The 13,737-nt window shown below is 69.5% G+C and carries 13 protein-coding genes; 9 read left to right on the top strand and 4 right to left on the bottom strand.

The features are described from left to right. Nucleotides 1–59: 59 nt before the first annotated feature. Nucleotides 60–1,763: an alpha/beta hydrolase gene (locus GC106_RS38665; protein ID WP_312873224.1), complete on the bottom strand. Its 1,704-nt coding sequence runs from the start codon at nucleotides 1,761–1,763 to the stop codon at nucleotides 60–62. 165 nt (nucleotides 1,764–1,928) lie between these two features. On the opposite strand from GC106_RS38665, the gene GC106_RS38660 reads away from it, so the two are divergent. The 3 genes from GC106_RS38660 to GC106_RS38650 are packed head-to-tail and all read left to right on the top strand — an operon-like array spanning nucleotide 1,929 to nucleotide 4,235. Beyond that, a complete protein-coding gene (locus tag GC106_RS38660) occupies nucleotides 1,929–2,378 on the top strand; it encodes a hypothetical protein (protein ID WP_173140870.1) in 450 nt (149 codons plus the stop codon). A gap of 22 nt (nucleotides 2,379–2,400) precedes the next feature. Beyond that, nucleotides 2,401–3,585 carry a sensor histidine kinase gene (locus GC106_RS38655; protein ID WP_173140868.1) on the top strand — a complete coding sequence of 395 codons (1,185 nt, stop codon included), beginning with the start codon at nucleotides 2,401–2,403 and terminating at the stop codon, nucleotides 3,583–3,585. Beyond that, entirely contained in the window at nucleotides 3,585–4,235 is a 651-nt protein-coding gene (locus GC106_RS38650; RefSeq protein ID WP_173140866.1) for a response regulator, read from the top strand. Before GC106_RS38655 ends, GC106_RS38650 begins: the two co-directional genes overlap by 1 nt. On the opposite strand, the gene GC106_RS38645 is transcribed toward GC106_RS38650, so the two are convergent. Next, on the bottom strand, nucleotides 4,228–4,707 hold the full coding sequence (locus GC106_RS38645; protein ID WP_173140864.1) for an RDD family protein: 480 nt from the start codon (nucleotides 4,705–4,707) through the stop codon (nucleotides 4,228–4,230). The genes GC106_RS38650 and GC106_RS38645 overlap by 8 nt on opposite strands. Before the next feature lie 401 nt (nucleotides 4,708–5,108). Between GC106_RS38645 and GC106_RS38640 the strand changes: the two genes are divergently transcribed. The 4 genes from GC106_RS38640 to GC106_RS38625 all read left to right on the top strand — a co-directional run bounded on the left by GC106_RS38640 (nucleotide 5,109) and on the right by GC106_RS38625 (nucleotide 8,871). Then, nucleotides 5,109–5,417: a PE domain-containing protein gene (locus GC106_RS38640; protein WP_173140862.1), complete on the top strand. Its 309-nt coding sequence runs from the start codon at nucleotides 5,109–5,111 to the stop codon at nucleotides 5,415–5,417. 1 nt (nucleotide 5,418) lies between these two features. Then, nucleotides 5,419–6,843 carry a hypothetical protein gene (locus GC106_RS38635; RefSeq protein ID WP_173140860.1) on the top strand — a complete coding sequence of 475 codons (1,425 nt, stop codon included), beginning with the start codon at nucleotides 5,419–5,421 and terminating at the stop codon, nucleotides 6,841–6,843. After that, complete coding sequence (locus GC106_RS38630; protein ID WP_173140858.1) at nucleotides 6,833–7,621, top strand: ESX secretion-associated protein EspG; 789 nt, start codon at nucleotides 6,833–6,835, stop codon at nucleotides 7,619–7,621. The genes GC106_RS38635 and GC106_RS38630 overlap by 11 nt, the downstream gene beginning before the upstream one ends. Nucleotides 7,622–7,740: 119 nt before the next feature. Further along, the gene (locus GC106_RS38625) at nucleotides 7,741–8,871 is read left to right on the top strand and encodes a S1 family peptidase (protein ID WP_173140856.1); all 1,131 of its coding nucleotides are present in this window, start codon (nucleotides 7,741–7,743) and stop codon (nucleotides 8,869–8,871) included. A 109-nt stretch (nucleotides 8,872–8,980) separates the two neighbouring features. Here GC106_RS38625 and GC106_RS38620 read toward each other — a convergent pair whose 3' ends face one another. Beyond that, nucleotides 8,981–11,251, bottom strand: a complete 2,271-nt coding sequence (locus GC106_RS38620) for an ATP-binding protein (protein WP_217281492.1) — start codon at nucleotides 11,249–11,251, stop codon at nucleotides 8,981–8,983. A gap of 166 nt (nucleotides 11,252–11,417) precedes the next feature. Between GC106_RS38620 and GC106_RS38615 the strand changes: the two genes are divergently transcribed. Together GC106_RS38615 and GC106_RS38610 are read left to right on the top strand one after the other, a co-directional pair. After that, nucleotides 11,418–11,873: a carboxymuconolactone decarboxylase family protein gene (locus GC106_RS38615; RefSeq protein ID WP_173140852.1), complete on the top strand. Its 456-nt coding sequence runs from the start codon at nucleotides 11,418–11,420 to the stop codon at nucleotides 11,871–11,873. 59 nt (nucleotides 11,874–11,932) lie between these two features. Next, nucleotides 11,933–12,370: an iron chaperone gene (locus GC106_RS38610; RefSeq protein WP_173140850.1), complete on the top strand. Its 438-nt coding sequence runs from the start codon at nucleotides 11,933–11,935 to the stop codon at nucleotides 12,368–12,370. A gap of 149 nt (nucleotides 12,371–12,519) precedes the next feature. Here the strand turns inward: GC106_RS38610 and GC106_RS38605 are convergent, their stop codons facing one another. Continuing rightward, a complete protein-coding gene (locus tag GC106_RS38605) occupies nucleotides 12,520–13,605 on the bottom strand; it encodes a cytochrome P450 (protein WP_173140848.1) in 1,086 nt (361 codons plus the stop codon). Nucleotides 13,606–13,737 lie beyond the last annotated feature (132 nt).

Here is a 13,737-nt window from a genome sequence, read left to right as displayed (position 1 = left end):
GTGCCCAGCCCAGCGGACCCGGCCGGGAGGTTCCCGGCCAGGTCCACTGAGGCCTTGTGTCACCGGGGCGACTGGATCCGGTCCTGGACCGCGGCACGCAGCGCACTCCGCGGCAGTCCGGCCAGGGTCGCCTGCGCCGAGGTCTGCTTGACCGGACCGGAAACCGGATGGACCTGCGTTTCACCAGGCAGCGGAACGCCGGGGCACGTGGCGTTGCCGGGGCGCGAATTGCGCAGCAGGAACACGTTCACCATGCCGTCCACGCACGGATTGCCCTCCATGGCGTACTGCCCGTGGAACGCCGAGTCGTCGACGGACACGATGCTGACGCCAGGCGCCGCGCGAATGGCCGACCGAGCCTGTTCGTAACCGGTCTGCGGGTCGAACTCGCCTTGCACGACAAGCACCTTCCCGGCGGCCGCGGCGGGCAGCACCGGCAGCGTCTGTTGTGGAGCGTCCGACCAGAACCCGCACGGCTCGGACAACCCGTATGCCCAGCCGAACAACGGGTACCGCGGTCCCTGCCGGTTGCTCAGCGCCTTGTACCACGTCGCGGACCTCGTGGGTTGATCACCGCAGGCCACCGCGTACCGAGTACCGCCGACCTTCGTGTAGTCGTTCTCCGCCACCGCGGCGGCGACCTTCGCGGCGGTCAACCGCGCCATCGGGACACCGAACTTCGCCTTCGCCTCGGCGTCGAGCAACGCCTGCTGATCCGCCGACCGGGCGGCCGGTGGCGCCTCACCGCGGATCTCACTGGCGCCGAGCACGAAGACCAATGCTCCCAGCACCCACCGCAACGAGCTGCCCATGCCGACGAACACCATGTCGTAGCTGTCCCCGGACAGGCCCTGCGTCTTGAGATAAGCCCGTACCCGTTCCCAGGTCCGCTTCGCCTCGGCGGGCGTGCTGCCGACCACCTCCGGGAAGGTTCTGGTCATCCACGGCAGGAACACCTGGTCGAACTGGCGCTGGCCGATCACCGGGAAGTCCTCGAAGGCGGCCTGCAACCGGCCCTGCCAGTCGACACTCGAATCCAGCACGACCTTGCCCGCGCTCGCCGGGAACAGCGACGTGTACTTCGCGCCCAGCCACGTCCCGTACGAGTAGCCCAGGTAGTTCAAAGTGGACTCGCCCAGCAACTGCCGGATGAGCTCCATGTCGTGGGCGGTCTGCCAGGTGGTGATGTACGGCGTCAGCGCCTCGCTCTGGCACGCCTCGGCGATCGCCCTCGGCGCTTTGTGGTGCTCGGCGATGCTGTCCGCCGACCGGTCGCGCGCGTCGAGATCCGTGCGCTTCGACAGCCGGTCGGTCGGCACCGAACACACCAGACCCAGCTGTTCCGGCTGTGTGCCGCCTTCCTGGCCAGTACCACGCGGATCCATGCCGATGAAGTCGTACTTCTCCACCACCGCGGGTTGCAGCGCGGCGAGGTCACCGGCCAGCGACGTTCCCTGACCGCCCGGCCCGCCTGGATTGAGCAGCAGGACGCCGGTGCGCTCACCGGTCGCCTTGACGCGGCTGATCGAGACCCGCAGATCCACGCCCGCGCCGGGGTTGGCCCAATCCCGTGGCACGGTCACCAATGCGCACTCGGCGGGCAAAGATCCTTCGGCCGGTGTGAAGAGACACGATCCCCAACTCAGTTGCTGGTCCTTGTACCCGTCGAACGGACTTGCTGCGGCGGCGGCGACCGGGACGGCCGCGGTGCACACGACGGCCGCGGTCAACGCGGTCGCCACCCTTGCGATCGGCCGATGCACAGGCACTCCTCTCGTACGGGACTTCCGACGAGGGCCGATCCTCGGTGTGCGCACAACGCGGTGACCACAGCCGTTGGTAGGGAATCAGCGAGCCGGGTCAGCCGAAAGTACTAGCTGGATTTGCCCTGTCGTGCAGGCACTTCCGTCCAGCCATACGCTCGGAGCATGGTCACGTCATCGAAGAAACTCACCCCACCGGCCACCATTGTCGCCGCGTTCTTCGGTTTTCTCGTTTCCACCGTGTCGGCGCTGGCATCGGCCGGATTCCTGCTCGGGGCACGGCAAGAACTCGCCACCGCACTGCGGGCGTCGGACTTGCGGATGACCGAGGAACAGGTGGAGCAGGCGACCACCGTCGCACAGGCGATCGCCATCGGTGTCGCCTTGGTGATCGCGTTGTTCTACCTGTGGCTGTCGTTCAAGCTGAAAGCGGGCCGCAACTGGGCACGTGTCGTGCTCACTGTGGTCACGTTGCTGCAGGTCGCTTCCTTGTTCACGACGCAGGGCGAGACGATGTGGGGCTACCTCAGCTGCGCAGTCGCGGTTGTGGCGCTGGTGCTGAGCTACCTGCCCGCGTCCAACGAGTACATCACCGCTGTCAAACACACCAGGTGAGTCGTCCGCGAGAATCAGTGCCATGACAGCAGCCGGACCGCGGCCACGGCGAAGCGTCTTCGTCGCGGAGATCGCCGCCTTGATCGCGGCGACGGTCGTCGACACGGTGCTGTCGCTCTGGCAGGACCGCCCGGACGACAGCCTGGCCGCCGGATTCGTGTCCATGGTGGCTTCCGTCGGGCCCGCGGTCGCCGTGCTGGCCGTACTACGGCGTCGGTTTCCGAACCGTATCGGCCGGCTTGGCGCGGTCGTGACAGCGCTTTCCCTGATGAGCACCGGGTCCACTGTGGTCGCGAGCAGTCTCGGCCTGGAACGGGCAGCCGAACCGATGGTCACCGAGTTGCTGGCCGCGGCGCTGCTGGCGGGCGCAGGGTGCCGCCGGCTGCCCCCGGTGCGGGCGGGAATGCTCGCAGCCGCCACAGGACTCGCTGTGGGGGCGGCGCCGGTCCTGCGGTACGGCATCGACTCGCCGGTGGCGCTGGTGGCGGTGCCGGCCGCGTTGATGTGGGGTGTCGCGTTGGCGCTGGGACTCGTTCTGCGGGACGCCGACACCCAGCATCTGCGTGAGGTCGAACAGATACGCACCAACGAACGCCTGGAACTGGCCAGGGAACTGCACGACCTGGTGACCCACTACGTCAGCGGAATAGTGGTGCGCGTGCAGGCCGCCAGGTCGCTCGCGGGCCGGCCGGACCTGCCCGTCCAGGATCCCGCCGAGGTGTACGGCGAGGTCGAGCAGGCGGGCACGGAGGCGCTCGTGGCCATGCGCAAGCTCGTGGGTATGTTGCGCAGCAACGACCATGCGCTTCCCTTGCCCAGTTCGGGACTCGGCGACATCGTCCGGTCGGCCACGCCTGACTCAGTGGAAGTGGACATTCCCCAGGACATGGCCGGCTTGCCGGTGCCCGCGGAACTGTCGAGCACCATCCATCGCGTGGTGCTGGAGGCGATGACGAACGCGCGGCGGCACGCGCCACAGGCAAGCGTCGCCGTGACGGTCCGCGTGGCGGAGGGCGAGGTCATGCTGGACATCACCAACGACATGACGTCGACTGTCGTCAAGCCGGCGGGATACGGTCTGACCGGGATGGCCGAGCGGGTCACGGCCCTGGGAGGCACGTTGACCGCGGGGCCGCAGCCCGACGGGCGGTGGCGTGTCACCGCGCGCCTTCCGCTCGACGAGACGACGCTGCCGCGAGGAGTCTGATGCCGATCCGTGTCCTTGTCGCCGACGACCAAACACTGGTGCGCACCGGTTTCCGGCTGATCCTCAACGCGGAGCCGGAGATCGAGGTGATCAGCGAGGCCGCCGACGGGCCCGCCGCGGTGCGGCTGGCGCGGCAACTTCGGCCGGATGTCACGCTGATGGACATCAAAATGCCGGGACTCGACGGAATCCGCGCGACACGCATGCTGGCGGGGCCGGACGTGCCGGATCCCCTGCGGGTCGTGGTCGTCACGACGTATGACATCGACGAGAACGTCTACGCGGCTTTGCTTGCCGGAGCGTGCGGCTTCCTGCGCAAGGACGCCGGGCCGCGATTGCTGGTCGAAGCCGTGCACGCTGCCGCGAAAGGCGAGGCCATGGTGTCGCCTTCGGTCACGGTGCGGCTGCTGTCGCATTTCACCAAGACGCCCGCGCAACGGTCGCGCTCGGCTGACGTCCCGTTGACCGCACGGGAACTGGACGTGGTGCTGGCCGTCGCGACGGGACGGACGAACGCCGAGATCGCCGCCGGCCTGGACATCTCGCTGTCCACGGTGAAGTCGCATCTGGCGAGCGTGCAGGGCAAGATCCAGGCCCGTAACCGCACCGAGATCGCCATCTGGGCGTGGCAGAACCAGCTGGTCAGGTGACTCGCACGACGAGCGTACGGGCCACCATGTCACCAAGCCGCTGGTTGCGCGGTGTCACCGCGATCAGCACGGCGCCGAGCAGGCCGAGGAACAGCCCGTCCACGACCATCAGCAGCCACCGCAGGAAGTAGTCCCGCACGGACGGCTCGCCGCCCTCCAGGGTGACGATCCTGAGCCCCAGCCACCGCATGGCCGGTGTGGCACCGCCCATGGCGCGGGGATACCAGATTCCGAACCAGAGGTTCACGGCGAAGACCGTCAGGGCGAACACCACGAACGGGAGGTACAGCAACACCTCGCCCCGGGCGCCGATCTCGGCCGCCAGGATCATGAATCCGAAGCACGCCAGGAAGACCAGGACGGCGAAGGCGAACACCAGCGCCTGGTCGATGACGTACTGCAGGTACCGCCGGCCGACGACGGTCCTACTTGTGTCCATTTCGGACTTGACCAGGTCAGCGGTCGCACTCATGGAACGCCGCCTTCAGCCTCCGCGCCGAACGCCCGATTTCGCCCATGGCCACTCCCACTCGATCAGCAGGCACAACCGACAGTTACCCCCGCGTCCCCCGAACGAATCATGGACGGCGCCCATGGGGACCGCCTGACGGCCCGGCCGGAGTCGGGATCCGCGTTCATCGAGAGCCGGGCGGTGCGAACCCGCGGGATGATCCAGTCGCCCGCGAACCGATTCTCGCCGAGATCACCTCGCTGACCAGGGATTTCCTCGGTCGCATGGACGCGCCTGGCGCCTCCTGGCAACCACCGGCCGCCGGTTGCCTCGCCGCGTTCGGGACCGTTCCCGACCGCCTCGGGTCACCATGACCGCGAACGCAACGCCCGACGGGCACCGGATCGCAGTCAGGGGACGAAATGGATGGATACGCCTTCGACCCAGGGTCGTTCCAGGGGGTACGGCAGGCCTGGACCGACCTTCTCGCCGACCTGGAACAGGATCGTGTGATGGCGGAACGACTGGCCGCCGTGATGGCCCCCGGCCACGAACCGGCGAGCGGTTTTGTCGCCGAGACGCAGAACAACTCCGGCCAGGCCCTGCTGAACTCGATCACCCAGATGATGGCCTTCGCGCAGAGTTATCTCGGCGGCCTGGACCAGACCGAGCAGGCGTACGGGGCCCAGGAGACCAGCGGCAGTCAGACCTTCCAGAACGGGATGCGGTGACATGAACGAGGAAATCGCGGCCGGCGCGGCGATCGGCGGCATGGTCGGTGGCGCGGTGGCCGGTGTGCCCGGTGCCCTGGTGGGCGGCGCGCTCGGCGGCATGCTGGGCGACGCGTACTCGAAGAAGCCGAGCGTCGAAAGTTTTGCCACGACCGTGCGGAACGACCTGATGCCGGAGAACGTCACCCTGGACGCGCACCAGATCTACGTGCGGATCACGACCGGGCACGGGCTGGACACCTTGCTCGCCGCCAGCGACACCGCGAAACAGTTGTCGAACAACTTCGCGGAACGGGTCAACCAGATCGCGGCGGCGCGTAGTGCGAGTGCGGAGGCGTGGCAGGGCAACGCATCCGCCGCGGCTTCCGCGGCGACCGCGCCGTTGTCCGAAAGTTTCGCCGCGGCCCAGCGGCAACTCGCCGCGAACTCCCAGGCGTTGAGCACGGAGATCGCCGCGTTCACCCACATCCATTCCCAGGTCGAGCCCGTTCCGGCGACGCCGCCGCAGGGCGGCATCGCCAACGCGGTGAACCCGTTCCAGACGGATGTCGACGCGGCCATCAACGAGTACAACGCCAAGGCGGCCAAGAACGTCCAGTTGTACGAGGCGTACTCCGCGGACACCGCGGCGGCCCGGAGCCAGGTTCCGCAAAGTTACGCCGGACCGCCCCCGCTCAGTGCCTCAGCATCCGCGGTCACCCGTACGGCTTCTTCTCCCATCGGTGCCGCGTCGCCGAGCGCGGCACTGCAGGGCGGCTCGGCGGCCGCCGCCGGCCAGCCGGTGGGCACCACCGCGAGTGCGGCGGGCGGCGGCGGGCCCATGTCGCCCCCGTTGGCGGCCGGCGGCGGGGCGGGCATGCCGGGTGGCAGCACGGGACAAGCGGCGGCGACCGACCTGACCAACCGTCCGAGGCCGACAACCCCGCCAACCACCACGACGCCCGGCGGCATGCCTGTCGCACGCGACACGTACACGAGCAATCCGTTGCCCAATCTGCGACGGCCAACGGCAGCACCGCCCCGACGCGATGTCCCCGGAGCCGGTCCAGGATTCGGTGGACTCAGTGGGTTCGGCAGTGGGTACGGCGGTGGGGCAGACGGTGGCACAGGGCGCCGCGGCGTCAACACCGGCGGCACGGCAACCGGCGGCGGCCCGGGTATGCGCGGCGGCGGTTTCGCGGCAGGGACCGGGCCTGTGCCCGGCCAGCCCGTACCCGGTGGCGGACAGCCGGCCGGCCGTGGCGGTGCCGGCGGCCCGGCAGCCCGTGGGGCGGCAGGCCTTGGCGGCCTTCCGATGGGCGCGCCCGGCCGGGCCGACGGCGAGGAAGACCAAGAGCACCAACGGAAGTACGTCATCGAACCGGACGACGACCTGTTCGGTGTGGACGAGGAGTGCGCGCCCCCGGTGATCGGTGATGATCGCTGACCTTCACTGGACGTCAGGAGTGGCCATGCTGACCGGGAACCTCACGCTCAATCTGACCACGGTGCACGCGCTGATCAGGTGGCGGCAAGCCGAGCCGCACCCGATCCTCGCCGCCACCCCGGCCTGGTACGACGAGGACACCAGGCGGGCACTCGACCGGCACGCCCTGGAGGAGCTGGAACGAAACCAGCGCCTGCGCCGGGGCCAGCCCGACGCGGACCTGGACGACGTGGTCGGCGCGCTCATCCGTCCGGACCGCGAGTACTACGGCTGGATCACCACGACGGTCGACGGCAGGCCGTTCCATTACGGCGTGCTTGTGGTCGCCGCCTATCAGCAGGCGGTGACCGTGATCCGCAACTTCGAAACCGACACCGTCGTGCTGGCCTCGGCCCGGCCGAGCGAACTGGCCAGAACGTTCCTCGACCAGCTGCCGCCGCTCGCCCCGGCGTCCGGGAAGCCGGTCAGCGTGCCGTACGACCAGTTTGTGGCGGCGACCCAGCCGGCCGGGGACGGCTTCACCGGATTCCGCACCAAACTGAGCCCGGAGGTCCGGGCGATCAACGCCGTGCTGAGCCAACCGAGAACAGGCGGCGGCAGCCTGTACACCGCCGGCCGGACCAGCAACCTCGGCACCCGCAGGCGCTGCCGTCAGCCGGTCAACTATCTGGACACCACGGCCGGCCGCTGGCTCACCCGGCTCGACACCTCGGCGAACGGCATGATCGCCAGTCTCCGGCCGGCAGGCACCGACCTGATCGCCGCCCACCTCTCGTGAGTGTCCGTCCGGTGAGTCCCGTGCTGTGGTCTGGACCTTGACGGTGGGCGCCCCTGGGCTTCACAGTGTTCACGAGAGCGCTCTCATCCTCTCGACCCTGCTGAGAAACGAGAGCACATATGAACAGAGCTAGGAAGCTGTGCGCGCCCATCGCGGGCGCGCTCCTCGTGCTGGGCACCGTCCTCGTGGGTGGCGGCACCTCCAGTGCCGCCACCCCGCAACCGCGCGAGGACGGTTTTGTCACCGCCATGCAGCGTGACCTCGGGCTCACCGCCGAGCAGGCCCGCACGCGGCTGAGCCAGGAGGCCACCGCCATGGCCGTCGACCCGGCCGCCAAGGCAGCGGCCGGGACCGCCTTCGGCGGGTCCTGGTTCGACGCGAGGACCGGGCGGCTGACCGTCGGCGTGTCCACATCGGACAAAGCGGTGCACGACGCGGTCCGGGCCACCGGCGCGGACACCGTTCAGGTCGGACAGTCGCTCGCCGCGCTCGACGCGGCCAAGGCCAAGCTCGACACGCTCAAAGCCCCGGCCGACGTCGCCGCATGGCGGGTCGACCCGCGGCGCGGCGGCCTAGTCGTCACCGTACGGAAGGGCGGCGACACCGGGGACTTCCTCGCTGCGGCCCGTGCACTCGGCCCCGTGGTCGTCGAGGAGATCACCGCGAAGCCTGCCACGTTCGCGGCGGGCACCGTCGGAGGCGACCCTTACTACATCAACGGCAACACGCGCTGCTCGATCGGGTTCTCCGTGCACGGCGGGTTCGTCAGCGCGGGCCATTGCGGCGGCGTGAACAGTTCGGTCGTGGGCTGGGACGGCTCCTGGATGGGCACGTTCGCCGGTTCGTCGTTCCCCGGCAACGACTACGCGTTCATCCGGATCGGTGGCGGCTGGTGGACCGCGCCGGTCGTGCTCGGCTGGGGCACGGTGCCCGACCGGCTCGTGCGCGGCTCGGCGGAGGCACCGGTCGGCTCGTCGATCTGCCGGTCCGGGTCGACGACACGCTGGCACTGCGGCACGGTCCTCGCGAAGAACGAGACCGTCAACTACCAGCAGGGTGCCGTGCACCAGATGACGAAGACCAGTGTCTGCGCCCAGCCCGGCGATTCCGGCGGCTCGTTCATCACCGGTGAGCAGGCCCAGGGCGTCACGTCCGGCGGGTGGGGCAACTGCTCCACCGGCGGCCAGACCTGGTTCCAGCCGGTGAACGAGATCCTGGGCGTCTACGGCCTGTCACTGGTCACCGCCTGATCACCGTAGTCCACATTGGACACTGTGGGCCACAGCAGCACCACCGTGTTGCTGTGGCCCTGACACACGCCGCCCCTACCTTCGCTACCACGGAAATCCCGGCTGGGCGCTACGAACCGAACGGGCGAGCCTCGCGGCCCTTCGTCAGGTTCTCCCGTGCCGCGGAGGCGAGGTTCTCATCATGCGGCCGACCGAGGTCACGTGCGAGCTTGACGGTCCGGTCGAGCAACGCCAGCGCCTCGTCGTAGCGCCCCGCCACCCGGCACGTTTCGGCGTACGAGTGCAGGACGTCCATCTCCATCTGCACCTCGGCCAGTGGCTCCAGCAGTTCCAGCGCACGCCGGTGGTGGTCGAGCGCGTCCTCAAGCCGACCCATCACACGCAGCGCGACACCGAGGTAGTTGTGGCACCACGCCTGGTTGTGCTGGAGGTTGTTCTGTTCCGCCAGGCTCAGCGCGTCATGCAGCGTTCGCAGTGACTCTTCCTGGTCCTCGGACGCCAGCGCCACGCCGAGGGTGACCAGTCCGGTGATCCGAGCGGGCCCGTGCGCCATGGCGACGGATGCCCGGGCGAGGTCGACGGCTTCGTCGCGGTGTCCAAGCTGGAGAGTCACCCAGCCGTCGAAGGCCAGCGCCTGCGCCTGCCCGGCGGGACGCCCGATCTTCTCGAACAGTTCGTGTGCACGCCGGAAATGCGCCTGTGCCGCTTCGAGGTCACCGAGATCCCGGCGGACGAAGCCGATTCGCAGCGCCAGACCGGCTGCGAGGTCGTCGTCCGGCGACTCACACCGCTCGGCCAGTTCGTACGCGGCGAGCGCCTCGGTGAGACGTCCGGCCGCGGCGTGGGCGAAGCCGAGATCCGAGAGCAGCGACGCCCGCTGGTGGTCTTGACCAAGGCGTCCGGCGGCGGCCGCGGCGGCGTCGAGCATGCGGATCTGGTCGCCGGTACCGCGGTGCCGGAAGAACCAGACCCGCATGGCCTGCGGCAGTTCGGCCACGACCTCGTCCACGCCGAGCCGCACGGCGGTGTCGAAGCAGGCGACCAGGTTGACGTACTCGAGGTCGAACCAGGCCATGGCCTTGGCCGGATCGCCCGGCGAGGGTGACCCGCGGTGCGGCGACGGCAGAACCTCGTCGTGGGCGACAGCCTGCGCCAAGTAGTGGTGCAGCACGCGGCGCAGTGCGGCTTCGGCCTGCGGTTCCTCCTCGGCGGCGATGTCCGCCGCGTACCGCCGGAGCAGGTCGTGCATCCGGTAACGCCCGGGGGCCGGTTCCTGGACCAGATGGGCGTCAACCAGCTCTTCGAGCACCGCGTCGACCCGGCCGGGCGGCAGGTCGGCGAGCACGCCCGCCACGGCCGCGTCGAAGTCGGCGCCCGGGAGCACGCCGAGCAGGCGGAACATCCGGCGCTGGTCCGCGTCGAGCTGCTGGAGCGACATGCCGAACACCGCGTCGAACCGGCCGGTGTTGTCGCGCAACCGTTCCGCGAGGACCGCGACTGTCCAACCTGGACGGTGACGCAGCCTGGCGCCCGCCATCCGCAGCGCGAGCGGGAGTCCCCCGCACTGCCGCAGTACCTGACGGACCGCTTCCTCCTCGGTCAGCGCGAGACCGGCCGCCCGGCCGAACAGTCGCGTCGCGTCGCCGTCGGCCAGCGGGGCCAGCGAGACCGGCGGCACGCCGTCCAGGCGGACCAGGCGCGACCGGCTGGTGATCACGACCGCGGACTTCCCCGCGCCAGGCAGGAGCGGACGGACCTGCTCGGCGTCGACCGCGTTGTCGAGCACGACGAGCGCCCGCCGCCGGGACAGTTCCGACCGCCAGAGCGCCGCGCGTTCCGCCAGGCCGGCCGGGGGATGCGTGATCTCCACCGCGCCCAGCAGCCGGGCCAGCGCGGTCTGGGGATCGAGCGGCTCCTGGCCGGGGGTGAAGCCGTGCAGGTCGAGGTAGAGCCCGCCGTCCGGATACGCCGGTGCGAGCCGGTGTGCCACGTGCACGGCCAGGCTTGTCTTGCCGACGCCTCCCATGCCGTCGATCGCGACCGTGCCGACAGTCCGCAGCAACTCCTCGACCTGCCGGTACTCCGCCTCGCGGCCGGTGAAGTCGACCAGATCGGCGGGCAGGTCGTTGCGGCGCGGCGGCGGCGCCGCACCGGCTTTGGCAGCCTCGGCCCACATCGCGCGCAGCGGGCGAGGGTCGCGGCCCACCGCCCGGCACAGCGCCACGACGGCCTCCCACGGCGGCACGAGCCGACCCGCGAGGTAGCGGGACAGCGACGAACTGCTCAGACCCGCCTCGCGGGCGAGGGCACGCAGGCTGAGCCCGCTCAACTCCTTGATCCGTGCGAGCTGGGCGACCAGTCGCTGCTGGGGGCTCGACACGTGCGACACCGTACCTGTCCCGTTCCACACGAACGGATCGGTCCTGCGTTTCCGCAGGTGGAGGACGTTTTGCCTGTCCCACGGTGTCCCACGGGCCACGCGGGACCCGGCACGTCGATGGTCAGATTCGTCCTGTCAGCGAACACCCGCCAAGAAGGAGAACCCGATGCCGACCGAGCGGATGCCCAACCCAGCCAGCCTGGTCCCCGGCGCGATGGAAGCCCTGATGGACGTCACCAAGGCCATCATGGGCGCGGGGCTGGACGGCAAGCTGCTGGCCCTGACCCACCTGCGCGCCAGCCAGATCAACGGCTGCGGCCCGTGTGTGGCCGGTGGCGTCCACCAGGCCCAGCAGCACGGCGTGACCACGAACCAGGTGCACGCCGTCGCCGCGTGGCGGGAGACACCCTGGTTCACCGACGACGAGCGCGCCGCCCTGGCCCTGACCGAGGCCGTCACCCGGCTCGCCGACCACCCGGACCCCGTGCCGGACCACGTGTGGGACGCCGCCGCCAAGCACTTCGACCACAAGGAACTGGCCGCGCTGCTGCTCAACATCGCGGTCACCAACACCTTCAACCGGCTCAACGCACCCACCCGCCAGCAGGCGGGCAAGTGGTGACCGTGACCTCGACCGTGACCTCGACCCGAACCGAAAACCGATCCCGGAAGGACACTGTGATGGCGACCGCGAACAACAAGTACGAAGGTTTCACCGCCGAGGAGCGCGACGCGATGAAGGAGCGCGCCAAGGAACTGAAGGCGGGCGCCCGGCGCGGCGCCAAGGCTGACCCCGAGCGCGACGTGCTCGCGAAGATCGCCGAGCTGCCTGGGTCCGACCGCGTGATCGCCGAACGGCTGCACGCCGTGATCAAGGCCAACGCCCCGGCCCTTACGCCGAAGCTCTGGTACGGGATGCCCGCGTACGCCCGCGACGGCAAGGTGGTCTGCCACTTCCAACCCGCCGCGAAGTTCAAGACGCGGTACGCGACCTTCACCTTCAGCGACCAAGCGAACCTCGACGACGGCACCATGTGGCCGACCTCGTACGCGCTGACCGAGCTGACCGACGACGACGCGGCGACGATCGCCGAACTCGTCCGGCAGGCCGTGAGCTGAGAGCCGGGGCGGGGCCGCTGACCAAGCGGGCCAAGCGGGCCGCCGCCGTACGCGACGGGCTGAGCGTCGACATCTCGTCGACGCGAGCCCGCCGTAGGTACGCATTCGCATCGGTGAGAGGTCCGTCAGTGAAGCGTTCTCCTGGCCCGTCAGGCGCCGAACTTGACCGGCAGCGACATGACCCCGCGCATCGACGCTCCGGTCGAGCGCGGGAGCGTGTCCGGGTCCGCAGCCAGCTTGGTCCCGGGGAACCTCCGGGCGAGCGTCGAGAAGACGACCTGTCCCTGGAGCCTGGCGAGCGGTCCACCGAGGCAGAAGTGCACGCCGTGGCCGAGGGCGAGATGGTCGTTGCCGCGGCGGGTGATGTCCACGTCGTCCGGACGAGAGAACACCTTCGGATCGCGATTGGCGGCTCCGATCAGAAGCGCCACAGGCGTCCCGGCGGGGATCTCGACGGCGCTCAGCTCAAGGTCGACAGCGGCGGTGCGGAGGCTGAGCTGTACCGGGGCGTCGTACCGAAAGGTCTCTTCGACAGCGCCCGGAGCGAGGGAAAGGTCGTCGCGAAGGAGTCGCCATTGGTTTCGGTGCTTGAGTAAGGCGAGGACGCCGTTGCCGATCAGGTTCGCTGTCGTCAGGTGTCCGGCGTGGAGAACGAGCGCGTACGTCGCCACAAGTTCGTCACGCGTCAACTGCCCACGACCTTCTGCCGCCAGCAGTGTTGCCACCAAGCCGGTTCTGGGTTCACTCTCGCCGTGTTCGATGATCTCGCTGACGTATTGCCGATACTTCGCCAACCCCTGTTTGGCGCGCTGGACCAGCTCCGGCCGCGCCGGCATCCGTCGTCGCCGCCCGTTGATGTCGTCGCACCAGCGCTTCAGTCGTTCGGCATCCTTGCGCGGTGCGCCGAGCATCGCCGTGATCACGAGCAGCGGCAGCCGGTGCGCCAGCTCCATCAGGTCCGGACTTTCCTGCCTGGAAAGCTCGTCCAACAGCTCGTCGGTGAGCTCTCCCACCGTCGCTTCGAGTTCGGCGATGCACCGCGGCGCGAAGGCCGGCTGTGCCGCCGAGCGGATGCGAATGTGGTCGCCGCCATCCTTGCGACTCACGTAGCCCAGCTCGAATTCGAGCAGTTCGTTGTACATCCGCTTCTCGGCGTCCCCGAGGAGCGAGAGAGCCTCGCCCGGGTCGGTGGCCTCGGGCGACTTGTTGGCCAGCCGCCTGTGGTCCAGGTACAACCTTCTGGCTTCCGCGTGCGTCGAGACGAAGACGAGCGAGCCAAGCCGGTGGACCGGCGCTTTCTCGCGGAGTCGGCCGTAGAACGGGTAAGGATTCCGGGTGAGTCGCGGATCGTCGCGAAGGAGTGCCCG

It is taken from the genome of Kibdelosporangium persicum (genome assembly GCF_013280595.1).
GTDB classification, from domain to species: domain Bacteria; phylum Actinomycetota; class Actinomycetes; order Mycobacteriales; family Pseudonocardiaceae; genus Kibdelosporangium; species Kibdelosporangium persicum.
Note: the sequence above shows the minus strand (reverse complement) of the source record. Positions and strands in the feature narration are given on the sequence as shown.